This is a genomic window from Corynebacterium sp. HMSC069E04 (assembly GCF_001813175.1).
GTDB classification, from domain to species: domain Bacteria; phylum Actinomycetota; class Actinomycetes; order Mycobacteriales; family Mycobacteriaceae; genus Corynebacterium; species Corynebacterium aurimucosum.
Genome location: NZ_KV811704.1, coordinates 70968 through 97107 on the forward strand (window position 1 = coordinate 70968; position 26140 = coordinate 97107).

Below are 26140 nucleotides of genomic sequence, written 5' to 3' on the forward strand. Positions count from 1 at the left end.
GCTTATCTGAAAAGAGATTAAGGAACGATATGACTGAATCAGCGCCCCAGTGGGGATCGACGGCCGATGCCGTCATTCTGGTGGGAGGTCGCGGCACCCGTCTGCGCCCGCTGACGATTGGCACGCCGAAGCCGATGTTGCCCACGGCCAACTACCCATTCCTTCAGCACTTGCTTGCTCGTATCAAGGAAGCAGGAATCGAGCACGTGGTGCTTTCTACTTCCTATAAGGCGGAGGTCTTTGAGGAGTACTTCGGGGACGGCTCCGAGTTGGGCTTGGAGATTGAGTACGTGGTGGAGGAGACCGCTCTGGGCACTGGTGGCGGTATCCGCAATGTCTATGACAAGTTGCGCCAGGATACGGTCATGGTGTTCAACGGTGACGTTTTGTCCGGAATGGATCTGAACGGCATCCTCGATACGCATCACTCCAAGGATGCGGATGTGACGATGCACCTGCTCAACGTTGCTGATCCTCGCGCTTTTGGTTGTGTTCCGACGGATTCTGAGGGCCGGGTGACGGCCTTTTTGGAGAAGACTGAGGATCCGCCGACGAACCAGATTAATGCTGGCTGCTACGTGTTCAAGAAGGATGTTATCGAGACTATCCCGGCAGGCCGCGTGGTTTCTGTAGAGCGTGAGACCTTCCCGCAGCTGCTAGAGTCCGGCCGCTTGGTGGTTGGACACGTGGACAACTCCTACTGGCGCGATATGGGCCGTCCGGATGATTTCGTCCGCGGTTCCTCTGATCTGGTGCGCGGTATTGCGCATTCGCCGTTGTTGGTGGGCCGCACGGGTGAGTCCGTGGTGGATGAGTCCGCGGGTATTGCCGGTGGCGTGCTCCTTCTGTCTGGTACGGCGGTGGGCCGCGGTTCCGTCATTGGGGCGGGTTCGCGTTTGGATGGCACGGTGGTCTTTGATGGCGTGACCATTGAGCCGGGTGCCATCATCAATAACTCCATCATTGCCTCGGGTGCGCACATCGGCGCCAACGCGCATATCGATGGCTGCGTTATCGGTGAAGGCGCCACTATTGGCGCGCGCTGCGAACTGCAGGGCGGCATGCGCGTCTTCCCTGGTGTGAGCATTCCGGACGCGGGCGTGCGTTTTAGTTCCGACGCCTAAGTGCTGCCGCGCAGTGGAATAAAGCGATAGGAAAGCGCGGAGAGCAGGGGGTGTCTCTCGGCGCTTTCCTTTTCTTGTGTATTAGTAACGGCACCGAAGGCTAAGCGATACACGTGGCCGTGACTCGTGGTTTTCGTGGTGCGAATGAGATCCATGTGTTTTGCCGGACTGGGTGGCGACACGCCGAAGAAACCTTGGAATTGTTCACAGGATAGGGGGAGGGTACTACATGTAGTACCCCCGACGATTACCCCCCGGCTAGGAGATCTGTGACTGATGTGAAAGTTGGGGACTCTGTACAGCGTTTTCGCTGGAGCTGCGCAAAAATCTTCCGCGACAGGTTGACGATATTTAGTGATTCGGTGTGAAATGACATCAGTGTAATAAACGGCACGGCGGGCGCGGCACCGAAAAATCTTTTCGGTGTAGGGTCGGTGCCACCGAATTAAGAGAGAAACGACCTCGGAGAAAGGAAGCAGCGTGGACAATACAACGAATAACGGCGCTATTCTCCGTGGCGGTGCTGCTGCAGAGATGTCGCTCGATGAACTCTTTGGTGCCGTCGAGCAGGAGTGGCAAGACCAGGCGCTGTGCGCCCAAACGGACCCGGAAGCATTCTTTCCCGAAAAGGGAGGATCTACCCGCGAGGCTAAGCGTATCTGCCAGGCCTGTGCGGTGCGTGATGAATGCCTCGAGTATGCCCTGGAGCATGATGAGCGCTTCGGAATCTGGGGTGGACTGTCAGACCGTGAGCGTCGCCGCCTCAAGCGTGAAATTGGTTAGAGCGTAGCGCAACCGCGAGCGAACAACCTTACTTCCCCTTTGTTGTTGGGCTTAGAGTTCAACAGTAAGGGGGAATAGTGGTTTTACCAGGTAAAGCGCGGATCAATATCTCCTGGATCGACATTGAGATAATGTGCCACCAGCGCGGTGAGCACTGTGGACAGTAGTTCTTCGCGCTCCTGGGCAGAATGCACACGCTCCTCCACGGGCATGCGGAAGATGACCAACCGTGCGCGTGTGGGCTGCCCATCGGAATCGACCCCTGCGGGGACAATGCGTCCGAGCGGAACCGGGCCATCGGCGATGATTTCATCCGGCATCACGGTCATATCCACGGATAGGCGCATTCGGGGCACGGTATCGACCGCGAGATCGAGCCCGGTGAGCTGTTCCGCGAAAGCATTGTGGATGGGTGCGTAGGCCTCCAGCACGGCCATGTCGAAGCGCTCAGCGCTGCTGCGATAGCGCGGTGTGTTGTGGGGGAGCAGGGGTCCGCGTGCACCGCGGCCATGGCGGTGGCGGGCCGGGCGAATATGCGGGCGGGGCGTGCTCATGCGGCTTAGTTTAAGCCGCCCGGAACAGGGCTTGCGGCGAGACGCGCCGCGCTGGACTATCTAAATCTCAAGTTAGGGTTTAGACTTGGGCCCGTGAATAGCTCTCGCCATTGCTCCCGCCCCGGCTGCGGCCGTCCCGCCGTGGCGACGTTGACCTATGCTTACGCGCAGCAAACCGCCGTCGTGGGCCCACTGTCTGAAGAAACCGATCCCCACGCCTGGGACCTGTGCGAAAAGCACAGCGCCCGCATCACCGCCCCGCAAGGTTGGGAGATGGTGCGCGTTGACCGCATCGAACTCGATGAGGATGATGACCTCACCGCGCTCGCGGAAGCTGTCCGCGAGGCCGGGCGCGTGACCACAGGCTTGGTGGATGATTCCACTGCTGGTTCCGGTGCCGATCCCATTGACTATTCCGCCACCTTCGACGGCGCCGATCCGCGTAACTCCAACCACCCTGTGTTCCGCACCCGCCGAGTGCACGATGCCCGCCAGCGCCGCCGCGCTCACCTGACTGTGGTGCCGGACGCAGAGTAGCCATTCGGGCGCTTTCTAGCCCGTCGGACGCAGATCACCGCGTCCGACGGGGGTATGCTTGTGGGCTATGCGAACTCGTGAACAGCTCAATGCAGTGATCAAGGCCTATGACGTCCGTGGTGTCGTGGGCGAGGACATCGATGAGAACCTCGTGCGTGATACTGGTGCGGCCTTTGCCGCGATTCTCCGTGGGGAAGGGGAGAGCACCGTGGCGGTGGGCCATGACATGCGTCCTTCCTCCCCGCAGCTGGCCGCTGCTTTCGCGGAGGGCGCTGCTGCGCAGGGCCTCGATGTTATCCATCTCGGTCTGACGTCTACCGATGAGCTGTACTTTGCCGCCGGCCACCTGAACTGCGCGGGCGCTATGTTTACCGCCTCCCACAACCCGGCGAAGTACAACGGCATCAAGCTGTGCCGCGCGGGTGCTGTTCCGGTGGGCCAGGAGACAGGTCTGGAGCAGATCAAGGACATGCTGATCGACGGCATCCCGGCCTTCGACGGCGAGCCGGGCACCGTCACTGAGCGTGAGGTTCTGCCGGACTACGCGGCATTCCTTCGCGGCTTGGTGCCGCTGGAGAACTCCCGCCCACTGGTCGTGGCTGTCGACGCCGCGAACGGCATGGGTGGACACACCGTCCCGGCGGTCTTTGAGGGGCTGCCTTTCGACGTGCGTGACCTCTACTTCGAGCTGGACGGCACCTTCCCCAACCACGAGGCGAACCCGCTAGATCCGAAGAACCTGGTGGACCTGCAGAAGTTCACCGTTGAGCAGAAGGCGGATATCGGCCTGGCTTTTGATGGCGATGCGGATCGCTGCTTCGTGGTGGATGAGAAGGGCCAGCCGGTGCCGCCGTCTGCTATTTGTGCACTGGTGGCGGAGCGCTACTTGGACAAGTTCCCAGGCTCCACGGTCATCCACAACCTGATTACGTCGAAGACGGTTCCGGAGCTCATCGCGGAGAAGGGCGGCAAGGCCGTGCGCACCCGCGTGGGCCACTCCTTCATTAAGGCCCAGATGGCCAAGGAGAAGGCGGTCTTTGGTGGTGAGCACTCCGCTCACTACTACTTCCAGGAATTCTGGAATGCGGACTCCGGCATGCTCGCGGCCATGCACGTGCTGGCAGCCCTGGGTGAGCAGGACAAGCCGCTGAGCGAGCTGATGGCCCAGTATTCGCGCTACGAGGCCTCGGGAGAGATTAACTCCACCGTGGAGGATCAGAAGGCAACGACCCAGCGCGTGCTGGATGAGCTGGCGGACAAGATTGAGTCCGTCGACGAGCTCGATGGCGTGACCGTACAGTTGAAGGGCACCGAGGCCTGGTTCAACGTCCGCGCCTCCAACACCGAGCCGCTGCTGCGCCTCAACGTTGAGGCTAAGACTGAAGACGAGGTGCAGGCCATCGTCGACGAGGTCCTCGGCATCATCCGCGCCTAGCGTGTGAAGGCACGTGCCTTCACACGAAGGCCTCGAGCCTTGAGACGAAAACTGCCCTATCTGACGATTTTCCCCGCGTTCATTGCGGCGGGAGCGATAACTTCGTCAGATAGGGCAGTTTTAATTGGGACGAGCCGGCTTAGTCGCGCGAGTGGTTGACCATCTCTTCCCACTCGACAAACTTCTTGCGCTCGCGACCCTCGGCCTCACCCAGGGCGCGCTCGGCGGCGTCAAGCTTCTTCCAGCCCTCCCAGGTCAGGTGCTCCAGGCCCTTGGACTTGAAGAGCTCGACGATGTCCTCGTCACGGGAGTGGGAGAGGTTGCCTGCTTCGGCGTCGGCAAGCAGCATGCCGATGGTCTCCGTGGCATCGGACTTGGTGTTGCCGATGAGCCCCACCGGGCCGCGCTTGATCCAGCCGGTGGTGTAGAGGCCCGGGACGATATCGCCGTCGAGGTCAACCACGTGGCCGCCGTCGTTGTTGATGACGTTCTTCTGCTTATTGAAGGGAACGCCCTCGATGGCATCGGAGCGGTAGCCCACGGCCAGGTACACGGCCTGTACCGGCCACTCGGTGAACTTGCCGGTGCCGGAGACAGAACCATCGCCGTTGAGTGCGGTGCGCTCGGTCTTCACAGCGGTAACCTTGCCGTTTTCACCGATGAACTCCACCGGCTGCTCGAAGAGGTGGATCTGCAGGGTGTGCGGGGCATCCTTCGGCTCACGGATGGCGTAGCCTTCCAGAGTCTGGCACACCAGGTCGCAGGACTTGGCCTCTTCGCGGGCCTTGAGGGAGGCTTCGTCGTAGTCGATATCCTCCGGGTCCACCACCACGTTGATGGTCGGGGAGTGGTCGAGCTCCTTGAGCTCCAGCGGGGTGAACTTGGCCTGCGCCGGGCCGCGGCGGCCGAAGACGCGGACGGTGGTGGCCTGGTTCTTGGCCAGGGACTCATAGACGTTGTCGGGAATCTCGGTGGATTCCTTGAGCTCATCGCCGGTCTTGGCCAGGATGCGGGCGACGTCGAGGCCCACGTTGCCCACGCCGATCACGGCGACGTCGGTAGCGGAGAGATCCCAGGAGCGCTCGAAGCGTGGGTTGCCGTCGTAGAAGCCAACGAATTCGCCGGCGCCGTGGACGCCCTCGAGATCGGAGCCGGGGATCTGCATGCCCAAGTCGCCGACGGCGCCGGTGGCGAAGACGATGGCGTCGTAGTACTCCTCGAGTTCGGAGACGGTGACATCGCGGCCCACGTTGATGTTGGACAGAAGGCGGATCTGTTCGGTGTCGAGCACTCGGTGCAGGGAGTTGACGATGCCCTTAATGCGCGGGTGGTCCGGAGCTACGCCGTAGCGGATGAGCCCGAAGGGGGCGGGCATCTGCTCGATGAGATCGATCTGAACGTTGCCGCCGGTTTTCTTCACCAGGATGTCGGAGGCGTAGATGCCGGCTGGGCCGGCGCCGATGACGGCTACTTTCAGGGGCTGCTGGGTCATGATGGCCTTTCGGAATGTTGTAGTAACTAACGAAAGCTTAGGTCTAAACAAGCGTGGGTTTCATTGAACCGGCTTGTCTGCTGTAGGGCAACTGGGCCTAATTACATTCGGAGAACATTGTGGCATAAACCCAGCGTGCTTTGCATATTCGGGAGAAAATAAAAAAGACCGCTTTGTCTGTTATTGCTAGACCGGTAGGTTTTCACTAACCGACGAAAGGCAGCAGATTATGACCACCGCCACAAAGCGAAAGCCACGCGCGAAGAAACCGGAAGGCCAGTGGAAGATTGATGGCACTGCACCGCTGAACTCCGACGAGGAGATCAAGCAGGCCGACGATGCCCTAGCAGTGCGTCAGCGCGTTATCGATATCTACTCCAAGCAAGGATTTGCTTCCATTCCTGCCGAGGATCTCGCCCCCCGTTTTAAGTGGTTGGGCCTATATACCCAGCGCAACCAGAACCTGGGCGGGGAAATGACGTCCAAGCTCAGCAACGCCGAGCTACAGGATGAGTACTTCATGATGCGCGTGCGCTTCGATGGCGGCCGCGCGGATCCCGCCAAGCTGCGGGCGGTGGGAGAGATTTCGCGCGATTATGCGCGCTCCACCGCGGACTTTACGGACCGCCAGAACATCCAGCTGCATTGGATTCAGATTGAAGATGTCCCCGCCATTTGGGAGAAACTGCGCTCTGTGGGGCTGGATACCTTGTTGGGCTGCGGCGACGTGCCCCGTGTCATTCTTGGCTCACCGGTAGCGGGGGTGGCTGCCGACGAAATTATCGACGCCACCCCAGCCATCGAGGAGATTAAGAATGATTACCTCTTGCGCGATGAATTCCATAACCTTCCGCGTAAATTCAAGTCCGCCATCTCCGGCAACGTGCGTCAGGACGTGACCCACGAGATCCAGGACGTTGCCTTCGTGGGGACGCAGCATCCGGAGTACGGCCCGGGCTTCGATTGCTTCGTGGGCGGGGGCTTGTCCACGAACCCAATGCTCTCGCAATCCCTCGGCGCGTGGATTCCGCTCGAGCGCGTGCCGGAGGTATGGGCCGGTGTGGCGCGCATCTTCCGCGACTATGGCTTCCGTCGCAACCGCAACCGCGCGCGTCTGAAGTTCCTGGTGGCGCAGTGGGGCATTGAGAAGTTTCGCAAGGTACTGGAGGAGGAATACCTCGACGCGCCGCTTCTCGATGGCCTCCCGCTCCCCGTCGCTCCCGGCAACCGCGATCACGTGGGCGTGCACCGCCAGCAGGACGGCAAGTTCTACGTCGGCGTGAAACCCACCGTGGGGCATGCCACTGGCGAGCAGCTCATTGCCATCGCCGACGTGGCCGAGAAATTCGGCATCAGCCGCATTCGCACGACACCGATGAAGGAGCTGCTTTTCCTCGACGTGGAAGAAGAGGACATTCCCGCGCTTTCGCGCGCCTTGGATGAGACGGGCCTATACTCCCAGCCCTCGGAGTTCCGCCGCGGCGTCATCTCCTGCACCGGCCTGGAGTTTTGTAAGCTCGCGCACGTGACCACCAAGGCCCGCGCCATCGAGCTCGTCGACATCTTGGAAGATACCCTCGGTGACCTCGACGTCCCGCTATCTGTCGCCCTCAACGGCTGCCCCAACGCCTGTGCGCGTTCGCAGGTAGCGGATATCGGGCTCAAGGGACAGATCGTGACGGATGCCGATGGCAACCGCGTTGAAGGTTTCCAGGTCCACCTTGGCGGCGCCCTCGGGCTATCTCCGGACTGGGGCAGAAAGCTGCGTGGGCACAAGGTGGTGGCGGATGAGGTTCCGGACTATGTCATTCGCTTGGTCAACAAGTACAAGGAACAGCGCGAAGACGGCGAACAGTTCCGCCACTGGGTCTTGCGCGCGGACGAGGAGGACCTGCAGTGAATTTTCGCCGTCAGCCTAACCCCAACCGCAATCACCCAGCCTTTTGCCCTTATTGCGCTGGGACAAACCTTTTCCCAGATGAGGAAGATGATTTTGCCTGGAAGTGCGAAGAGTGCCTCCGCATCTTTTCTGTACGCTTCCACGGCCAAGACGATGCCCCCGTAGCGCCCGCGCCGGCGGTCTCCTCCGCGGAGGCGCTGCAGCGCTCTCTCGCTCGCCGCGGCCATTCCACCGCGAAAACTCAGAATTAAGGAAACCCACCATGACCGCCCCGACCGCTACCACGGCATTACTAACCTTGTCACACGGCTCACGCCACCCTGAGGCTGCAGCGAACGTTATGGCCCTGACCCACGCCGCTGGCGAATTGGCCGGTGTGCCGGCCACCGCCGCACACTTAGAATTCAATAACCCGCCACTTGATGAGGCGGCGCGCTGCCTAGCAGCGCAAGGAATACGCGAGGCGGTCGTTGTGCCATTGCTCTTTACCGAGGGCTACCACCAGCGCATCGACGTTCCTGAAGCTGTGGCCCAGGCTTCTGCGGCATCTGGGGTGCGCCTTCACCAAGCCCGTGGACTCGGTACCGGTGAGGACATGGCGCGTCTGCTGGCAGAGCGAGTTCCAGCGGGAACAGATACCGTTGTGCTCTATTCTGTCGGCTCCTCCGATGAGCGTGCCAACGCCGCCGTTGCTGGTCTAGCGCGTCGTGTCGGTGAGCTTGCCGGTTGCACAGCGAAGGTTGCCTATGCCACGCGCGGTGCGCGCCAGCCCGTTGACTCGGGCGGAGAACAGGAGGTCGTCGTGCCACTCTTTGTGAGCCCTGGCCTGCTTTTAGATCGCCTCGACGAGGATGCAGGGCGCAGCGATGGGGAGACTCGGCAGATTCTCCCTCCGCTGGGTGAGGCACTCGCCGGAATTGTTTCCCACCGTTATGCGGAGATGGCCCATGCGTAGCCTCATTCTTATCGCGATTGCGGGTGCCGCCGCGCAGCTTGTCGACGGTGGCATCGGCATGGGCTTCGGCGTCACCTCCACCACCATCCTGCTGCTAGCTGGCTTGGGACCCGCGACGGCCTCCGCCGTGGTGCACGCCTCGGAGCTGGGTACCACCTTGGTCTCCGGAATTAGCCACTGGCGTTTTGGCAACGTGCATTGGCCTACGGTGCTCAAGCTCGGTGTGCCGGGAGGCCTGTCAGCCTTCATTGGAGCGACGGTTCTGTCTAACCTCTCTCTCGAAGCTGCCGCGCCCGTAACGTCTGCGATTCTCGTGGTCCTAGGCATCAACCTCGTCTGGCGCTTCTCGCGCCCACGGAGCCGCACATCGCAGGAAACTCGACAGCACTCCACTCCTCTTCTCGCGGGGCTCGGCGTGGTGGGAGGCTTTGTCGATGCTTCAGGCGGCGGTGGCTGGGGCCCGATTTCCACCTCGACGCTCATGGCGGTCGGCCGTGAGCAGCCGCGGCGCATCGTCGGCACGGTCAACACTGCAGAATTCCTCGTTACTTTTGGTGCCACGGCGGGCTTCATCGTTGGCCTCTGGGAGGAGATCGTGGCTAACGCTGCCGCGGTTGTAGCGTTGCTTATCGGCGGGGTGATTACCGCACCGATTGCAGCCTGGCTCATCTCGCGCATCAACCCCACGCTCCTTGGGGGATTCGTGGGCACGGCTATCGTGACGCTCAACATTCCTAGAGCACTAGGGTGGGCGCTGGCGCATCAGCAGATCCTTCTGCTGCAGGTCGCTGCGCTGGTCCTCGGAGTTGCTCTGACGGTCTGGGCGAATCAACGCCGGGCTCGATCCGCGCAGGGCGCGGAGGGGGATAGCGCTTCGCAGCAGCGCACCGGCAGCCGTGTCGTTGAAACGACGGAGCCGACCGGCCGCGAGGGCGCCCATGCGGGAAGCTCCGCGGATTCGGAGGACGAGCGCGTCGGAGTTGAGTAGAACTTGGCGCTAGAGCCCGGCAACCTCACCGATGACGATGACCGCCGGGGGAGCCACCGAGTTCTCTTCCATCGTGGCCCCTAGCTCAGCCAACTCGCACTGGAATGCTCGTTCGCCATCGAGGGAGCCTTCCTGAATGATGCGCACGGGGGTGTGGGGCGACAGGGAGGCGTCGATCAGCGCAGCAGCGATGGCAGCCGCGTTCTTGACACCCATGATGACGGACAACGTAGCCCCAGATTGCGCCAGGGCTGCCCAATCCACCAAAGACTTGGGATGGCCTGGCGGCAGGTGCCCGGAGACCACCGTGAAGGCATGGACGACGCCACGGTGCGTCACCGGCGTTCCCGCCAGTGCGGGCACCGCGACCGCCGAGGTCACCCCGGGGATCACTTCCGCCGGGATGCCCGCTTCCGTAAGCGCAGTGAGTTCTTCGAAACCACGCCCAAACACATAAGGATCCCCACCCTTGAGGCGGACCACGCGGCGCCCCTGGCGGGCGTTGTCAACCAGAATCTCGTTGATGCGCTCCTGGGCCACCTGGGCGCGGTAGGGGATCTTGGAGACGTCGATAAGTTCCTTGGTGCCTATATCGCACAGCTTATCCAGCTGGGCGGTAGGACCGAGGTGATCTGCCACGATGACCTCGGCCTCCTGCAGCGCCCGCATGCCACGCACGGTGATGAGATCCCACGCGCCAGGGCCGCCGCCGACAAGGACTACCGGATGAATGCTCATGGCCACTAATCCTAGCTATGCTCGGGCCTATGACTTCCTATGACCCCGAAACCGTGGGCTTCTTTGACATTGCCCACGAAGGCGCCCAGGCGCGCGTGGTGGCTGCATCCGTGCCGGAGCTTGCTCGCGTGCTGGGCGGACTCCGCCCGCGCAGCGTCGTCATCCTTGCCGCCGACCAAGTTTCCCGCGCTGCCGCTCACGTTGCTGTGGGCCTAGCTGAGCCCGCTGAAGTCCCCATCATGGTCAGCGAGTCACTACCGCGCTTTACCGGTGCCCTCGATGTCGTGGTGGTGGCGGGGGATAGCCCGTGGGCGGAGCGCGCGCTGCATACTGCTGCGCGCCGGGGTGCTACGACAGTCCTTCTCAATGAGATCGACGACGCCCCCGAGGACACCATCGTCATTGACAACCTACCCACCGCCGAAGGGATCTCCCCGGTGCGCGTGATTACAGCTGTGCACGCGGTGTACGCGGTGCTGAGCGAAGACCCAGTTCTCGTTTCCCGCCGTGTGGAGGACGTCGCCGATGCAGTGGACCGTGAGCTGGAAGCACTATCCCCGCAACGTGACTCCACGACGAACCCTGGGCGCGCGTTGCGTGAATTCGTAGAGGGCGGGCGAGTCATCCACAGCTGTGGGCCCGATCCTTATGCGCTGTCGGAGGAGCGTACGCGCGTGCACCTTGACGCGCTTGTTGCCCGTATGGCTGGTGCGCTGTGGGCAGCCCACGGGCTGGGAGGGACCGTTGTTGATGCGGAAGGCTTAGGGCCGATTCTGCAGACAGACCCGACTGACATCTTCTACGACCCGTTTGAAGCGGAAGAGCCTTTGGTACCCTTGAAAATTGTTTTATGGGGACAGGAAGAGGCGAACCTTCCCCACTCTTTTGCAGCAGCGAGCGCCGACACCTCCTGTGGGGAATTGGCCCGCTCGCTGCAGTTGATTACGCGCAGTTATGCCGCGACCGCCTACGACGTGAAATAAAGGATTTCAATGAAGTTGCTCACCAGCGCTGCCCGCAATTATTCGTGGGGTTCGCGCACGCTTATCCCGACGCTGCTCGGCGAGCCGGAAGCCCACAGCCCGGTAGCAGAGCTGTGGTTCGGTGCGCATCCGGCTGACCCTTCAACGATTGGGGAGGAGAAGCTGGATGAGATCATCGCGGCCGACCCCCATGGACAGCTGGGACAGCGGGTGGCTGACAAGTATGGTGCCGGCCTGCCCTTCTTGCTGAAGATTCTGGCAGCCGCCGAACCGCTATCGCTGCAGGCGCATCCTTCGAAACAGCAGGCCGAGGAAGGCTTTGCCCGCGAGAACGCGGCGGGAATCGATCTCACGGCAGCTAATCGCAACTACAAGGATGACAACCACAAGCCGGAACTCATCGTGGCGCTCACCGAGTTTTACGCCATGGCGGGATTCCGCCCCCTTGCGCAGACCCGCAGCCTCTTCGCGGCTTTGGAATGCGAAGAACTAGCGCACTATGAAGGCATGCTTGATGCGGATCCAGCCGCCGAAGGCGATAGTCTCCGCGCGCTGTTTACCACCTGGATTACGATCCCTGGCCCCAAGCGCAAGGAACTGATCAATGCGGTGGTGGCTGCTGGTGAGCGACTGTGCAGCACCCAGGCAAGTGAGCCGTGGATGACCACCGTGATGGGTACCGTGGCCAAGCTCAATGAACAGTACCCAGGTGATATCGGCGTTCTGGGAGCGCTTCTGCTCAACCACATTGTCCTGCAGCCGGGGGAGGCGATTTACCTCGACGCCGGGCAGCTGCATGCCTATGTCTCCGGCTTAGGCGTAGAGATCATGGCCAACTCCGATAACGTGCTACGCGGCGGATTGACCCCGAAGTTCGTTGACGTTCCTGAACTGGTCAAGGTCCTCACCTACGAGGCGGCTGAAGACCCGCGAGTGGAGTTAGTGGATGCCTCCGAAACCGGAAACGTGAAGGGCGCGAAGGCATGGTCCTATCCGGTACCGATTGAGGAATTCCTGCTGGACCGTGTAGAGCTTTCCGGCGAGGAGAGCGTCGATGTCGACAGCGATGGCCCGATGATTCTGCTGTGTACCTCCGGCGCAGCTGCGTTGAGCAACGCGGAGGCAGAGAGCCTCAACTTAAGCGCGGGCCACGCTGCGTGGCTCCCTGCCAACGACCCTGTTGCTACCGTCCGCGCTGCCGGCGCCGAGGGTGCTGAGGTATTCATCGCCCGCGTCTAAGCCCATGGCGTGCGGCCAGCCTTAAAACTGCGCAGCTGCCCAGGCTTTGTGTGCGCCTGGGCAGCTGTGAGGGGATTTAAGTGTGAGAGAATTTAAGCCGACTCTGTGATCGCCGGTCCGGGAGTTGGCTCGGGGGAGCTTTCAGCTGGAGCAGTGGCGGTGGGGGTTGCTGCAGAAGGTTCCTCGGCGACGGGGGTATCATCCGTCGGTGCCGCTGGGGTGGGAGCCTCGTTGCTTCGATGAGTCTCGGCGTCACGCCCCGGAGCTTTCGCGCCATCGCCGACTAGTGGGGCGGTTCCTTCCCACGGTTTCTTGCCTGCTTCGCGGGGTTCTGCGGGGGTCTCAGCATCAGGTGCGGGAGCTTCGTGGGTGAACCCAGCTGGCCGCGGATTGAAGGACTCAGGGCAGTCAGAAGGTTCTTCAGGCTGTGGCTGCCCGGAGGACTGCGGGCCAGCGTGGTGGTCCTCCGTTGGGCTCTCTTGTGGAACGATCGTCGGTGACTCCGGTGTGGTCGGCGGCTGCGTCGGTTCTGAGCTCGGCTGAGGAGAGCCCGGTACTGGCGACCCAGGGGCCGTCGTAGCGGAACCTTCAGATGGCGGCGCAGTGGGCGCCGTGCTGAGCGGCGCCTGCGGGTACTGCGTGTTCGGCGTTACCTGCGGCTGCTGGTTCTGCAGCGAGGAGACATTATCAGGGCGGTAGACAGCCGTGGGCGCAGCCGGTTCCGTGCGGTTCACCACGGCATTCGGTGCCAAGTACGGATCCTCCGCGGGTGCGGCAACCTGAGTCTGGGACTGCTTGGAGCGCGTCGAGGTCGGGGAGGCCGTGGTGGTGTAGGAGTGCGTTGCCGAAGATGACGTGGCCGGAGCACTTGAGGCAGCGGTGGCGGCGGAGGGCTTGGATACCACGGAATCCGGCGCGCTCATGCGCCAAACTGCGATGCCAACGGCGACGGCGCACAGGAGGCCTGCCACGACGAAAGCCACAATGCGGCGAGGGGTGCTCGTCATGCGGGGCGCTCTCCTTCCTACTTAAATTGCTGCGCAAAAGCCTGCTCAAATGTCACAAGACGGTAACAACGATAACACGAAACTGAGGATAGTAAATGGGCTGGGCAATAATCCCCACGCGCTTCTTATGCGAGCCGGTCTTCGGTGCGCTGTAGAAGGAGAGAGAAATGTGAAAGAGGAAGGAAAGGTAGATAGCTAGTGCCGTAATAAAACGGGCCCGCGGGAGCAAGCCTTGCATACGTGCGCCTAAAGAATGGTAGAACTTGGATTAGATAGCGGCTGCGCGGCGTGCCCCGCCTGCGAATCCGCACCGGCCCACCGTGGATATAAGAACACAGACCCCTAATTCACCAGAGCATAAAGGAGAAAACAATGAGCTCATGGGATGAAGACATCTTCGCTGACGAGGCCAACGTCGACTTCTTGGATGAACTGGCTGATCTAGAGGATGAAGAGATCGTTGCTGCGGTCGATGATGCCTGCGCGCTTGCGGCTTCAGGTGAGGCGCAGACTGAAGAGGAGCAGCGCAACGCCCTAGCGGCGGCCACGATTGCTGCCATCTGGGCAGGTGCTCCGTTCAGTGCCGGGGAGGTCGTTGAGGACTACCCCTTCATCCGGGATCTCGCCGGCTCCGGCAGCGAGAACCTGAACGAAAACGCGCTCGAGCTGATCGAAGGTGTGGAAGAGGACTATGACCTTGAGCCCTTCATTGAGGCTCTGTCGTAGAGCCAGCTTTCCTAGAAACAGCTCGAGCACCAGATACACCAAGCATGCTGATCAGTATTGAAGGAATTGACGGCGCGGGTAAGAACACCATCACCCAGCGCTTGCGGGAAGAACTAGCCTGCGATGTCGAAGTCTTAAGCTTCCCGCGCTACGAAGACTCCATCCATGCCCAGCTCGCGCAGGAGGCGCTCTACGGGCGTATGGGTGACCTCACCGATTCGATCTACGGGATGGCCACGCTCTTTGCGCTGGATCGGCGGGGCGCCAAGGAACAGCTCCTCACCGCCGCTGCGTCCTCGGACTCTCTGCTCATTCTGGACCGCTATGTGGCCTCCAACGCCGCGTACTCTTCCGCGCGGGTGGGAGGGGAGCTCATTGTTGATTGGATTTATGAGCTCGAATTCGAGCGCTTCGGCCTGCCGGTGCCGCAACTGCAGGTCTTTTTGGATACCGACGTAGCCCTTGCCGGCCAGCGTGCCGTGGCCCGTGCAGCAGAGGATGAGGGACGCAACCGCGACCGCTATGAACGCGATGCCGCTCTGCAGTCACGCACGGCGGCTGCCTACCGTCGGTTGGCGGAGCAGCAGTGGGCAGGGCGGTGGATCGCCACCGCGGATGCCGATATGATTATCCAAGCTGTCAAGGAGCTTGTAGGAGAACAATAACGTGGCACCGAAAATCTTGGTCGTGGATGATGATCCGGCGATTGCCGAAATGCTTACCATCGTGCTCGAGGCGGAAGGGCTGGAACCTATTGCCGTCAACGATGGTAATGAGGCCATCCCGGCCTTCCGCGAGCATGACCCCGATCTGATCCTGTTGGATCTCATGCTTCCGGGCATGAACGGCGTTGATATCTGCCGTGCCATCCGTACCGAGTCCTCGGTGCCTATCGTGATGCTCACCGCAAAGACCGATACCGTCGATGTGGTCCTTGGCCTCGAATCGGGGGCGGATGACTACATCACCAAACCCTTCAAGCCGAAAGAGCTCATCGCCCGTATCCGTGCGCGCCTGCGCCGGATTGACGGGGGTACGAGCGAAATAATTGAGGTAGGGGACCTGCTTATCGACGTCCCCGAGCACACCGTCACCCGTAAGGGCGGCGAGGAGATCTCGCTGACCCCGCTAGAGTTCGACCTCCTGCTGGAGATGGCTCGAAAGCCCGGACAGGTGCACACCCGCGAGGCGTTGCTCGAATCCGTCTGGGGTTACCGCCACGCTTCCGATACTCGCTTGGTCAACGTGCATGTTCAGCGCCTGCGCGCAAAGATCGAGCACGACCCAGAAGATCCACACATCGTGCTCACGGTGCGCGGTGTGGGATACAAGACTGGAAAAATCGCCGAGTAAAGGACTACCGCTATTTTTGGTTGGTTAAGGCGAGCCCGGGATGGCGTCGTCGAGCGCTGGCGCACGTCCCTGCAGACACGTGTCTTGGGCATGATGCTGGTCGCCTCCACGGTGGTCATGATCATCCTGGCGTATGCACTGGTGTCGGTGTTGACACAACAGCTCGTGAGCCAGAAGGAAGACACCGCACTGCAGGAGCTCGACCGCGCCCGTGTGGCCGTGGAGCAGCAGATCGATGCCACCGGCACAGCAAATTCAACGCAGGTGCGCATCAACTCTGCGCGCGCCGCCTTGGGCCAAATGTCGGCGCAACAGCCCGATGCCCAAGCCGTGTATGAGCCGGTCATCGTCGTGGAAAACTCAGACGGCACGGCCACGACCTCGCCGGAGGGCTACCGTATTCCCGATGGCATGCGCGAGCTCGTCGGCCGCGGTCAGGTTGTCCAGCAATATGCCACGGTGGACCAGCAGTCGGGGGCGACCTATAACGCGTTGATGGTGGGCACACCCATCGAAAGTGATATCCCGAATACCCAGGTCTACCTCGTATTGTCCATGGAGTCCGAGGAGTCCACGATGGCGCTTATGCGTGGTCTGCTCTCGGCTGCCGGAGTGGTGGTCGTGGTCCTCCTCGTGGGCATTGCCTGGCTGGCTACCCAGCAGGTGATCGTCCCGATTCGCTCCGCATCCCGCATTGCACAACGATTTGCCGCCGGCCACCTGCGCGAGCGCATGGTGGTCAACTCGGATGATGAGATGGGCCGCCTTGCTTCCTCTTTCAATGACATGGCAGACAAGCTGTCAAAGCAGATTACCCAGCTGGAGGAATATGGCGACCTCCAGCGGCAGTTCACTTCCGATGTCTCTCACGAGTTGCGCACGCCGCTGACGACGGTGCGCATGGCGGCGGATGTCATCGCGGAAGACGCAGAAGAGTTCAACCCCTACACCAAACGTTCGGCGGAGTTGCTCATCAAGGAGCTGGACCGTTTCGAGGACTTGCTCGCGGACCTTTTGGAGATCTCTCGCCACGATGCAGGCGTGGCTGATTTGTCCACAGCCTCCCTTGACATTCGCTCCTGCCTGGACTCCGCACTGAGCCAGGTGGAACACCTCGCCGCCGAGTTGGGGGTGGAGGTTATCGTTCATGCCCCAGAGGAACCCGTGGCTGTGGAATGCGATTCGCGCCGCGTCGAGCGCATCTTGCGTAACCTGCTCGCGAACGCCATTGATCACTCTGAAGGCAACCCCGTCACCGTGGATATCGGCGCGACTGAGGATGCCGTTGGCATCGCCGTCACCGATTCTGGCGTGGGACTCAAGGAAGGTCAGGAGGAGCTGGTTTTCAACCGCTTCTGGCGCGCGGATTCCTCGCGCAAGCGCCACTCAGGCGGAACCGGCTTAGGCTTGGCCATCGCTCGCGAGGATGCCGTGCTCCATGGAGGCACTCTGGATGCCATCGGCTACTTCGGCACCGGCTCGCGCTTCCGTCTAATCCTGCCACGCACCCCGGGGGAAGCGGTGGAATCTGAGCCCATTGCCCTCGAGGTCCCGGGCGCTCCGAAGCCCGTCGAAGCGGAGGAACAGTCCGCGCTCGACGTGAGCACTGAACTAGGAGCCCCTGCAGTAAAGGCAGAGCCGGATAACGGGATAGTGTGGCCCTCGGAGCGCGAAGCGCGTGGCGCGGAAGCGCCGTTCAATCAAGACATCGTCCCCGATTTCGACGAGGAGGCCCAGCGATGATTCCGGCCCGCCGCTCACTCGCAGTGCTCAGCTGCGTCGCGCTTACTACCCTCGTCGGGTGCTCGACTTTGCCGCATAACACTGATCCCCAGGTGATCGGCACCTTTGAACCTCATGAGCGGGCAGACGATGCCGTCGTGGAGCCCCGCACCGATAGCGAACCGGACCTCTTAGTCCGTGACTTCTATTCGGCCGTGGCGATTCCCACTGGCAACTACGCTGCTGCGCGCACCTTCCTTTCCTCCGAAATCGCTAATACCTGGGATCCCACGGATACCGTGCTCGTCGTGGATTCCATCGACCTTGTGACCTCAAACATGGAAGACGGTGCCCTCGAGTATTCGGTGCGCGGCAACATCATCGGCCGTCTGGCGAATGGTGGGGCCTATGTCCCGGATAACTCGCGTCTTGAGGCGACTGTCCGCCTGCGCCAGTTCAATGGGCAATGGCGCATTACCGACCTGCCTACTGGTGCGGTGATCGAGCGCACGGAACTGCGCAACCGCTACCGCCCGCAGTCGCTGTACTTCTTCGGTACAACCCAGCGCCTACTGGTGGCGGACCGTCGGTGGCTCTACTCGGGAAAGGGCTCGATCGCTTCAGAGTTGGTCACCCTCCTGCTACAGGGTCCGTCTTCTGATATCGCTCCGGCGACCTCCACCTTGATCCCGAAGGATGCCACTTTCTTAGGCATCAACGATGGTGTGTATGAATTCAGTGGGATGTCAGCAATGAGCCAGGAGGAGCGCCTTAAATTTGCCTCCCAGTTGGTCTGGACTCTCAACAATGCGGAGATCACTAATTCAGTTCGCGCCACCATCGATGGCAGCCCCTTGGTTGACAACATGGAGGAGATGACCATCGATGATTTCGCCGAGCTTAACCCAGAGGTAGCTGCCCAATCCGTGCCCAAGCTCTACGCCGTCAACGACGGCTCCCTGCTGGAAGTCAAGGGCGAAGGTAGCACCGAGGTACAGGGCATGGCCGGCCAGATCCATGACATCCAGTCCGCCGATATCTCGGATGAGGGGATGGTGGCCGCGGTGCGTAAGCGTTCTGAGAAGGAATCGCAGCTGGCGATGGGCGAGCTCGGCCACGGACTCAAGGGCTCGGTCAAAGGCGAAACCCTAGCCCGCCCCACCTTTGAGGTGGGCGGCCAGGTGGCGTGGACCGTTGTTGACGGCAAACATGTAGTCCGTGTGACGCGTTCGCCGGCGACTGGCGAACTGAGCACCGCGGAGGTGGACACCTCTGCACTGGAGAACATGGAGGGAGAGATCTCGGTCATTCGACTGTCCCTCACGGGAGCCCGTATCGCCATGATCATCGACGGCAGCATTTACACCGGCGTGGTGGCCCGCGCGACCTCGGGCGAGCGGCGTATCGTCAACATCCACCAAGTTGGTCCAGAGCTGACCGGCTCGGCCTTGTCCGTGGAGTGGCAGACGGATGGTTCTTTGCTCGTGGGTACCTCGGCGTCGAATTCGCCCGTGTGGCGTATTGAGCAAGACGGTTCCTCTGCTACCACCTTACCCACCGGAAATATCACCGCGCCGGTGGTGGCGGTGGCTTCCTCACCGTCGACGCACTACGTCACCGATGCGCATGCTCTACTGCAGCTTCCCGCAGGCGGATCTGAACGCTCGTATTGGCGTGAAGTCGAAGGCCTGCAGGGAGTGCGATCCTCACCCATCATCGCGCGCTAGAGTCGCGCTAAAGTGGGGCGCATGCCGAAGAATCGGGGGATAGGGGAGGTCACGGCCGCTCTCGTGGAGCTTTTCTTGCCACGCCCCTGCGCTGGGTGCGGGGGAGAAACAGCTGCGGGCGGGGTGTTGTGCGCTTCCTGCCAGGAACACTTGCGGCAGGTTCCACGCCGGGTGGAACGGCCGCGGCCCCTGGGGTTTCCGGCATGGGCTCTTGGTCCCTATTCCGATACTCGCCGTGGTGTCATCATCGCCATGAAGGAACACGGGCACCACGCAGTGCGTGCTCACCTCGGGGCGGTGTTCGCTGCCGGCATCGATTACTTGCGCGCCCGCGGTGATATCCCGGAGACTGGGTTGCTCGTGCCGGCGCCGACGCGCGTGTCCTCGGCTCGTCGCCGCGGTGGCGATCCTGTTGCCGCGCTGTGCCAGGCAGCGGCTGCCAGGCTTCCAGGCTGGGCTGTGGTTAATGCCCTGAGCACGGCTAAAAGCAGTGCGGATCAATCAGAGCTCAGCGCCGTGGAGCGCGCCGATAACATGCGGACAGCCGTGCTGTTGCGTCCCGCCGCCCGCGAACTAGTGGGGAAGAACGTGATGCTTGTCGACGACGTCATCACCACCGGCGCAACTCTGCGTGCTAGCGCCGCGCGTGTATGGGCTATCGGGGGTGACGTCGCGGGCGCAATTGTGCTGGCAGATGCGTAGGGCGGGCCATCATCATGCATGAGTGTAGGGGCCAGTCATCGTGTAGGTTATGACCAGTGGTAACATGAGGGGTGTCACAGGGAAGCGGGCTTCCGGCTCCTTATCACAGGCTTGTAGAAGTCCGCAGAATGTGCAGTCATTCAGTCCCCACGAGTATAGGGAGGCATTTCATGTCCCAGCAGACCAACGCTCAGGTCACCATCACCGGCCGTAACGTGGAGGTTCCGGAGCACTTCCAGGAACGTGTCACTGAAAAACTAGCCAAGATCGAGCGCCTTGATCCGACCCTGACCTTCTTCCACGTGGAGCTGCAGCACGAGCCGAACCCGCGCCGCGAGTCCGAGGCAGAGCGTCTGCAGATCACCGCTACCGGTAAGGGGCACATCGCTCGCGCCGAGGCGAAGGAAGATTCTTTCTATGCGGCACTCGAGACCGCTCTGGGCAAGATGGAACGCTCCCTGCGCAAGGTTAAGGTGCGCCGTGAGAACGTGAAGTCCGGCCACCGCGCCCAGAAGGGTACTGGTCAGATCGCCGCTGAGCTGGTCGCTGAAGCTGAGGCAGCTAAGCCCGCTAAGGAAGAGCGCTACATCGATCCCTACGCCGAGACTGTCGAGGATGTTCGCCCGGGCCAGGTTGTCCGCTTCAAGGAGCACCCAGCAACCCCGATGTCTGTTGATGATGCGCTCAGCGAGATGGAGCTGGTCGGCCACGACTTCTACCTCTTCATCAACGAGGAGAACAACAAGCCTTCTGTGGTTTACCGCCGCCACGCATTCGACTACGGTCTTATTTCCCTGACGGATGCTGATGCTTAAGGCCTGAGCCTTAAAGGCCGTAGGGCCTAACACACAGGCTCCCTGCCCCGCAGCGCACACGCGCAGCGAGACAGGGGGCCTTCTTATGTCCCTATTAGGCATTGTTAATCTTCGATCATCTTTTTTCGTGACGGCCGAGGGGAGCGTCCTGCAAACGTCGGGGTGGGGGCAGAATTGCGCTTTGGGTTGGGTGGCGAATCGTGAGAGAAAAGCTAGTGAGTACAATGGCGACGAGTTAACTTATTTGTCGCGACAAGAAGGACTATCTAGACGTGTTTGGACTTTCCAAGCTGCTCCGTGCCGGTGAGGGGCGCACCGTCAAGCGCCTGGCCAAAATTGCAGATGATGTTATTGCCTTAGAAGATAAATTCGCGGCGCTGTCGGACGACGAGCTCAAGGCTAAGACTGACGAGTTTAAGAAGCGTCTGGCGGATGGCGAAAAGATGAATGACATCCTTCTCGAAGCCTTCGCCACCGTGCGTGAGGCTGCCTGGCGCGTGCTTGACCAGAAGCACTACAAGGTGCAGGTTATGGGCGGTGCCGCCCTGCACTTCGGCAACGTCGCTGAGATGCGCACCGGTGAGGGCAAGACCCTGACCTCGCTGCTGCCGGCCTACCTCAATGCGCTGGAGGGCAAGGGCGTACACATCGTGACGGTCAACGATTACTTGGCCAAGCGTGACGCCGAGATGATGGGCCGTGTCCACCGCTGGCTGGGCCTCACCGTTGGCGTCATCCTCTCCGAAATGCGCCCTGCGGAGCGTAAGGAAGCTTATGCTTGCGACATCACGTACGGCACCAACAATGAGCTGGGCTTTGACTACCTGCGCGACAACATGGTCCGCTCGCTCAATGACACGGTCCAGCGTGGCCACAATTACTGCATTGTGGATGAGGTTGACTCCATCCTGATCGACGAGGCTCGTACCCCGCTCATTATTTCCGGACCGGTCGACGGCTCCTCCCAGTTCTACGGCGTTTTCTCCAAGCTAGCGCCGAAGATGCGCGAGGGCATCCACTACGAGGTGGACCACAAGAAGCGCACCATTGGTGTGCTGGAGGAGGGCGTCGAATTCGTCGAGGATCAGCTGGGCATTGAAAACCTCTACGCCCCAGAGCACTCCCAGTTGGTGTCCTACCTCAACAATGCCTTGAAGGCGAAGGAGCTCTTCACCCGCGATAAGGACTACATTGTCCGCAATGGCGAAGTGCTGATCGTGGATAGCTTCACCGGCCGTGTTCTGGCTGGCCGCCGCTACAACGAAGGTATGCACCAGGCTATTGAGGCAAAGGAAGAGGTGGAGATCAAGAACGAGAACCAGACTCTCGCCACCGTTACGCTCCAGAACTATTTCCGCCTCTACGACAAGATTTCCGGCATGACCGGTACCGCAGAAACCGAGGCTGCTGAGTTGCACTCCATCTATGGGCTAGATGTGGTGCCGATTCCGACGAATAAGCCGAACCAGCGTACCGATCACTCCGACCGCATCTACAAGACCCAGGAAGCCAAGTTCGCTGCGGTGGTGGATGACATCGAGGAACACGTTGCCGACGGCCAGCCGGTGTTGGTGGGTACCACCTCCGTGGAGCGCTCCGAGTACCTCTCGCAACTGTTGAGCAAGCGCGGAATCAAGCACTCGGTACTCAATGCGAAGCACCATGAGGAAGAGGGACAGATCGTCGCCCGTGCCGGCCGCCCGGGCGCCGTAACCGTCGCCACCAACATGGCCGGCCGCGGTACCGATATCGTGCTCGGCGGTAACCCCGAGGTCATCCTGGATGAGAAGCTGCGCGAGCGCGGCCTCGATCCCTTTGAGGATGAAGAGAAGTACCAGGAGGCCTGGGACGCCGAGATTGATCAGGAGAGGGAACGCTCCAAGCGCCTGGGCGACGAGGTCCGCGAGGCCGGCGGCCTGTACGTATTGGGCACCGAGCGCCACGAGTCGCGCCGTATTGATAACCAGTTGCGCGGCCGTTCCGGCCGTCAGGGTGACCCGGGTGAGACCCGTTTCTACCTGTCCATGCGTGATGAGCTCATGGTGCGCTTCGTGGGCCAGTCCATGGAGAATATGATGAACCGCCTCAACGTGCCAGATGATGTGCCGATCGAGGCCAAGATGGTCTCTAACTCCATCAAGGGTGCACAGGCACAGGTGGAAAACCAGAACTTTGAGATGCGTAAAAACGTGCTCAAGTACGATGAGGTACTCAATGAGCAGCGCAAGGTGGTATACGCCACCCGCCACGACATCCTCGAGGCCAGCGACATCAAGGACAACATCCGCGAGATGATCAACGACACCGTGTCTGCTTACGTGGCGGGTGCGACGGCTACCGGCTACGTGGAGGACTGGAACCTAGACGAGCTGTGGAATGCGCTGGAATCCCTCTACGGGCCGACCATGACGCACGAGGAGCTTGTCGCCGGTACCGAGTACGGCTCCGCCGGCGAGATTTCTGCGGAGCAGCTGCGCGATGCACTGTTGGCTGATGCGAATTCCGAGTATGACCAACTCGAAGAAGCTGTGAGCGCTATCGGTGGTGAGAGCCAGATGCGCAATACCGAGCGCATGATCATCCTGCCGGTTATTGACCAGAAGTGGCGCGAGCACCTCTATGAGATGGATTACCTCAAGGAAGGCATCGGTCTGCGTGCCATGGCGCAGCGAGATCCTCTGGTGGAGTACCAGAAGGAAGGCGGCGACATGTTCAATGCCATGAACGACGCGGTCAAGGAAGAAACCGTGCGCCAGCTGTTTATGCTGCGCAAGCAGTTCAAGGCGCAGGAAGAGGCAAACGCAGTGGATGAAGCGGAAGCCTAGGGCAACCTTGATGCGCCAGCGCTAGTCAACGCAGGACGCCGTGGGAATCATTCCCCACGGCGTCTTTTTATTGGAAGTAGTTAGGTATATACTGTCAGAACATTAATTATTGTTCTTCGGAGGTTGAGTCAGTATGCGCCGCTTGTCTCTGCGAGTAGGTCTATCCGTGTTCGCATCTGCCACCCTGCTGGGTGGCGGCGCAGCTGCTTCGGCTGTGGAACTAGCCCCAGAAGAGCAGTGCCAGCTGGCCTCCGTATTGGGCTCTCAAAGCGATGACTCCCTGAAGGGCGCTGCACTCAGCTCGCAGGATGTTGTCTCCACTCAGTGTGGCGCGGTGTCTGAACCGGAAAGTCTTGATGAAGCTACTGCGAAGCTTCCCGTGGTGGGGGCCACCATGTTTGGCGGCATCAGCCTAGCTTTGGTGAGCGCTTCTGCAGCCTTCGCCGGAATCGATTGGACACCCATCCTGATCAAGCTGGGATCGATGTTTTAAGACCAGCGCTAAGTCATAGGCGTGATTTCTAGGGCTCCTCAAGGCCGCAAACTCATCTTTTCAGAACCTCTGTCTCTTGCGTCAGTGGGTTTGCAGGCCGCCCGAAAGTAAGCGGAAAGACCGCAGGTGTCGGCCGGTTGCAGCGCCGGTAAAAGCGCGCCGTGTTGAGCCTAAGAGCACCGAACCGAAGAACTCACCATTTGAGCGCGCGTGCAAGCTGCGCAGCGTCATTCCTCCGTGCGATTCTGCAGCTGCCTGGGCTTTCCTCCAGGCGCGCACATGCTTAGTGATTTCTGGGGCGAAGCGTGGGTTATTGAGATGACTCAAAGGCCGCAAGGCGGCGGCGACTTCGAGAACTATGACAACGAGACCACGGATCTCTTCCCGCGTGGCCAGGTCGCGAGCTGTGGGCTCGCGCTCATAGCGGATACGTTGCGGGGCAACATACAGTTGTAGGTGGCTCATGCCGGGGATGGGGGTGTACATGTGAATAGCGTCCTCTTCCGCAGTGCGCGGTACGGAGGAAAGCGCTGAAGCAAGGATCGGGGGATGGCACAGAGAAGGAAGCTGGATGTACGTTCATTGTGCCATGGCAGCCCCGTCTGCGGCTAGAGCTTTGCAGCGCATTGGCCGGTGAGAGCAGGCGGGCGGTATGTTCGCTATACTTTCGGACGATAAACACAGTTCAATGCGAAGGGTAGATAATATGCGTGGACTCATCGTCGATTTTGTAGGCGTGCTTGACGGCACCGAAGAGGACGTCAAGCGCTGGCGGGAACTATTCGCCGCCGCGAAATCCAACGGAGTTGCCACCGCTATCCTTTCCAACGATCCGGGCGGCCCAGGTGCGGAGCACATTCGAGAGTGGGAATACCGCGGCATCGTGGATGCCGTGGTGCTTTCTGGCGAGGTTGGCGCTGAGAAGCCGGACCGTGCTGCCTTCCAAGCCGCGGCAGATGCTATTGACCTGCCGATTAATGATTGCGTCATGGTGGATGATTCCATCGTTAACGTGCGCGCTGCTGTGGAGAACGGCATGGTGGGCATGCTCTACACGGTCTTCGACCGCACGAGCGTTGAGGTTCAGGCAGTCTTCGACATTGAAGGTGAGTTCTAAGTGTCGAAGGATGTGCGCGTCTTCCTGCCGGCTACCTTCGGCATGCTGGCTGAGCTTGAGGAGACCGGCCAGCTCGCCGCACGCAGTGGTTGGGGTTTTGCGCTAACACCCGCGCTGCGTGAGTTCTATACCGAAGGCGACGAGGAAGAAATTGAGTACTCTGCCTTCCTTGAAGCTTCCATGGCTTCATTGCGCCTGCTGGCTATCGGGGACGAAGAAAAGTTTCCCCACCGACGCGTGGTCATCTCCGTCGACGTGGATGAGTCCGTGGTGACTCCGAAGCCAGACATGGGTGAGCCCGTCGTGGCCCTCAACCCTGCCACGATCACGAAGGCTAACCTGCAGGCTATCCACGTGGATATCGAGGAATCCGAAGCCGCTACGGCCAAGGCTATAGACGCTATCGACAACGCTGACCTCGGAGATGAGGACGCTGAGCTCGCAGTGGGTGATGCTTTGGACAATTTCATGGCATTTTATGACCCCACCGAACTACCCATCCTCGTGGAGCTTCTCTAAGGATCTACTGGGAAATAATCACCGGTGCCTCACGCGTGGTGCTAGTCTAAGCCTCTAACGCCATCGCTTTAGAAGGAGCACCACCATGAAGAGATCCCGTCTTGCTAGCCTTGTCACCGCCGCTGCCCTGAGCACCGCTGCGCTTGTCGCTGCACCAGTTGCCGGCGCAGAGGAGCCTGCAGCACCGATCGCGCAGGTGCACGCGGATCGCAGCAAGCCGGAACCTGGGAACCCAGACCCTGATATGGCCGTGAAGCCCACGACCCCGTGGCTGCGCATCCTGGAAGGTTCATCCCAGGGTCCAGCGGCCGTCATTATCTCCGTCCTCTTCGGCATCATCAGCATTGGCTTCGCCGCCTACAAGGAGTTTGGTGATTACCTGCCCAAGTTGGGCTAATTATTGATA

27 protein-coding genes are annotated in these 26140 nt (G+C 60.9%); 22 read left to right on the forward strand and 5 right to left on the reverse strand.

The window, feature by feature from the left end:
* Nucleotides 1-29 precede the first annotated feature (29 nt).
* Nucleotides 30-1124, forward strand: coding sequence for a mannose-1-phosphate guanylyltransferase (locus HMPREF2896_RS11740; RefSeq protein WP_070446197.1), 1095 nt, complete (start codon nt 30-32; stop codon nt 1122-1124).
* A 534-nt stretch (nt 1125-1658) separates the two neighbouring features.
* The gene (locus HMPREF2896_RS11745; RefSeq protein ID WP_005528147.1) at nt 1659-1907 is read left to right on the forward strand and encodes a WhiB family transcriptional regulator; all 249 of its coding nucleotides are present in this window, start codon (nt 1659-1661) and stop codon (nt 1905-1907) included.
* Between the two features lie 83 nt (nt 1908-1990).
* Here HMPREF2896_RS11745 and HMPREF2896_RS11750 read toward each other — a convergent pair whose 3' ends face one another.
* Nucleotides 1991-2461, reverse strand: a complete 471-nt coding sequence (locus tag HMPREF2896_RS11750) for a metallopeptidase family protein (protein WP_070644146.1) — start codon at nt 2459-2461, stop codon at nt 1991-1993.
* 93 nt (nt 2462-2554) lie between these two features.
* Here HMPREF2896_RS11750 and HMPREF2896_RS11755 point away from each other — a divergent pair, with 93 nt between their 5' ends.
* Entirely contained in the window at nt 2555-2998 is a 444-nt protein-coding gene (locus tag HMPREF2896_RS11755) for a DUF3499 domain-containing protein (protein WP_012714896.1), read from the forward strand.
* Nucleotides 2999-3065: 67 nt separating this feature from the next.
* Nucleotides 3066-4433 (forward strand): phosphomannomutase/phosphoglucomutase, encoded by a 1368-nt coding sequence (locus HMPREF2896_RS11760; protein ID WP_070644141.1) that lies wholly within the window; start codon nt 3066-3068, stop codon nt 4431-4433.
* A 139-nt stretch (nt 4434-4572) separates the two neighbouring features.
* On the opposite strand, the gene HMPREF2896_RS11765 is transcribed toward HMPREF2896_RS11760, so the two are convergent.
* Nucleotides 4573-5925, reverse strand: a complete 1353-nt coding sequence (locus HMPREF2896_RS11765) for an FAD-dependent oxidoreductase (protein ID WP_070644138.1) — start codon at nt 5923-5925, stop codon at nt 4573-4575.
* Nucleotides 5926-6154: 229 nt separating this feature from the next.
* On the opposite strand from HMPREF2896_RS11765, the gene HMPREF2896_RS11770 reads away from it, so the two are divergent.
* Genes HMPREF2896_RS11770 through HMPREF2896_RS11785 form a run of 4 tightly spaced genes read left to right on the forward strand, consistent with a single transcriptional unit; the run spans nt 6155 to nt 9768 of the window.
* Complete coding sequence (locus HMPREF2896_RS11770; protein WP_070719607.1) at nt 6155-7825, forward strand: nitrite/sulfite reductase; 1671 nt, start codon at nt 6155-6157, stop codon at nt 7823-7825.
* Entirely contained in the window at nt 7822-8076 is a 255-nt protein-coding gene (locus HMPREF2896_RS11775) for a hypothetical protein (protein WP_070644136.1), read from the forward strand. Before HMPREF2896_RS11770 ends, HMPREF2896_RS11775 begins: the two co-directional genes overlap by 4 nt.
* Before the next feature lie 11 nt (nt 8077-8087).
* Nucleotides 8088-8780: a sirohydrochlorin chelatase gene (locus HMPREF2896_RS11780; protein ID WP_070719608.1), complete on the forward strand. Its 693-nt coding sequence runs from the start codon at nt 8088-8090 to the stop codon at nt 8778-8780.
* Nucleotides 8773-9768 carry a sulfite exporter TauE/SafE family protein gene (locus HMPREF2896_RS11785; RefSeq protein WP_070719609.1) on the forward strand — a complete coding sequence of 332 codons (996 nt, stop codon included), beginning with the start codon at nt 8773-8775 and terminating at the stop codon, nt 9766-9768. Before HMPREF2896_RS11780 ends, HMPREF2896_RS11785 begins: the two co-directional genes overlap by 8 nt.
* 9 nt (nt 9769-9777) lie before the next feature.
* On the opposite strand, the gene cobA is transcribed toward HMPREF2896_RS11785, so the two are convergent.
* Nucleotides 9778-10506, reverse strand: a complete 729-nt coding sequence (gene cobA / locus HMPREF2896_RS11790) for a uroporphyrinogen-III C-methyltransferase (RefSeq protein WP_070719610.1) — start codon at nt 10504-10506, stop codon at nt 9778-9780.
* 29 nt (nt 10507-10535) lie between these two features.
* On the opposite strand from cobA, the gene HMPREF2896_RS11795 reads away from it, so the two are divergent.
* Together HMPREF2896_RS11795 and manA are read left to right on the forward strand one after the other, a co-directional pair.
* Entirely contained in the window at nt 10536-11489 is a 954-nt protein-coding gene (locus HMPREF2896_RS11795; protein ID WP_236659312.1) for an exopolyphosphatase, read from the forward strand.
* A 9-nt stretch (nt 11490-11498) separates the two neighbouring features.
* A complete protein-coding gene (manA, locus tag HMPREF2896_RS11800) occupies nt 11499-12728 on the forward strand; it encodes a mannose-6-phosphate isomerase, class I (protein ID WP_070719612.1) in 1230 nt (409 codons plus the stop codon).
* 92 nt (nt 12729-12820) lie between these two features.
* Here the strand turns inward: manA and HMPREF2896_RS11805 are convergent, their stop codons facing one another.
* Complete coding sequence (locus tag HMPREF2896_RS11805; protein ID WP_070719613.1) at nt 12821-13735, reverse strand: DNA-directed RNA polymerase II; 915 nt, start codon at nt 13733-13735, stop codon at nt 12821-12823.
* Between the two features lie 372 nt (nt 13736-14107).
* Here HMPREF2896_RS11805 and HMPREF2896_RS11815 point away from each other — a divergent pair, with 372 nt between their 5' ends.
* The 9 genes from HMPREF2896_RS11815 (at nt 14108) to HMPREF2896_RS11855 (ending at nt 24098) form a co-directional block, all read left to right on the forward strand.
* Complete coding sequence (locus tag HMPREF2896_RS11815; RefSeq protein WP_070446169.1) at nt 14108-14461, forward strand: DUF4259 domain-containing protein; 354 nt, start codon at nt 14108-14110, stop codon at nt 14459-14461.
* A 44-nt stretch (nt 14462-14505) separates the two neighbouring features.
* On the forward strand, nt 14506-15126 hold the full coding sequence (locus HMPREF2896_RS11820) for a dTMP kinase (protein WP_070644122.1): 621 nt from the start codon (nt 14506-14508) through the stop codon (nt 15124-15126).
* Nucleotide 15127: 1 nt separating this feature from the next.
* Nucleotides 15128-15814 carry an MtrAB system response regulator MtrA gene (gene mtrA / locus HMPREF2896_RS11825; RefSeq protein WP_070446165.1) on the forward strand — a complete coding sequence of 229 codons (687 nt, stop codon included), beginning with the start codon at nt 15128-15130 and terminating at the stop codon, nt 15812-15814.
* A 69-nt stretch (nt 15815-15883) separates the two neighbouring features.
* The gene (gene mtrB, locus HMPREF2896_RS11830; protein ID WP_284762979.1) at nt 15884-17557 is read left to right on the forward strand and encodes an MtrAB system histidine kinase MtrB; all 1674 of its coding nucleotides are present in this window, start codon (nt 15884-15886) and stop codon (nt 17555-17557) included.
* The gene (lpqB, locus tag HMPREF2896_RS11835; protein ID WP_070719614.1) at nt 17554-19263 is read left to right on the forward strand and encodes an MtrAB system accessory lipoprotein LpqB; all 1710 of its coding nucleotides are present in this window, start codon (nt 17554-17556) and stop codon (nt 19261-19263) included. Before mtrB ends, lpqB begins: the two co-directional genes overlap by 4 nt.
* A gap of 21 nt (nt 19264-19284) precedes the next feature.
* Nucleotides 19285-19965: a ComF family protein gene (locus tag HMPREF2896_RS11840; RefSeq protein WP_070719615.1), complete on the forward strand. Its 681-nt coding sequence runs from the start codon at nt 19285-19287 to the stop codon at nt 19963-19965.
* Between the two features lie 170 nt (nt 19966-20135).
* Entirely contained in the window at nt 20136-20780 is a 645-nt protein-coding gene (hpf, locus tag HMPREF2896_RS11845; RefSeq protein ID WP_010189188.1) for a ribosome hibernation-promoting factor, HPF/YfiA family, read from the forward strand.
* A gap of 272 nt (nt 20781-21052) precedes the next feature.
* Nucleotides 21053-23605, forward strand: a complete 2553-nt coding sequence (gene secA, locus HMPREF2896_RS11850) for a preprotein translocase subunit SecA (protein WP_070719616.1) — start codon at nt 21053-21055, stop codon at nt 23603-23605.
* Nucleotides 23606-23738: 133 nt separating this feature from the next.
* Complete coding sequence (locus tag HMPREF2896_RS11855) at nt 23739-24098, forward strand: hypothetical protein (protein WP_070446156.1); 360 nt, start codon at nt 23739-23741, stop codon at nt 24096-24098.
* An 81-nt stretch (nt 24099-24179) separates the two neighbouring features.
* Here the strand turns inward: HMPREF2896_RS11855 and HMPREF2896_RS12555 are convergent, their stop codons facing one another.
* The gene (locus HMPREF2896_RS12555; protein ID WP_083276453.1) at nt 24180-24584 is read right to left on the reverse strand and encodes a hypothetical protein; all 405 of its coding nucleotides are present in this window, start codon (nt 24582-24584) and stop codon (nt 24180-24182) included.
* A gap of 220 nt (nt 24585-24804) precedes the next feature.
* On the opposite strand from HMPREF2896_RS12555, the gene HMPREF2896_RS11860 reads away from it, so the two are divergent.
* The 3 genes from HMPREF2896_RS11860 to HMPREF2896_RS11870 all read left to right on the forward strand — a co-directional run bounded on the left by HMPREF2896_RS11860 (nt 24805) and on the right by HMPREF2896_RS11870 (nt 26131).
* A complete protein-coding gene (locus HMPREF2896_RS11860) occupies nt 24805-25215 on the forward strand; it encodes an HAD-IA family hydrolase (RefSeq protein ID WP_010189184.1) in 411 nt (136 codons plus the stop codon).
* Nucleotides 25216-25227: 12 nt separating this feature from the next.
* Nucleotides 25228-25734, forward strand: a complete 507-nt coding sequence (locus tag HMPREF2896_RS11865; protein WP_201829629.1) for a DUF6912 family protein — start codon at nt 25228-25230, stop codon at nt 25732-25734.
* 85 nt (nt 25735-25819) lie between these two features.
* Nucleotides 25820-26131 (forward strand): hypothetical protein, encoded by a 312-nt coding sequence (locus HMPREF2896_RS11870; protein ID WP_070446152.1) that lies wholly within the window; start codon nt 25820-25822, stop codon nt 26129-26131.
* Nucleotides 26132-26140: the final 9 nt, after the last annotated feature.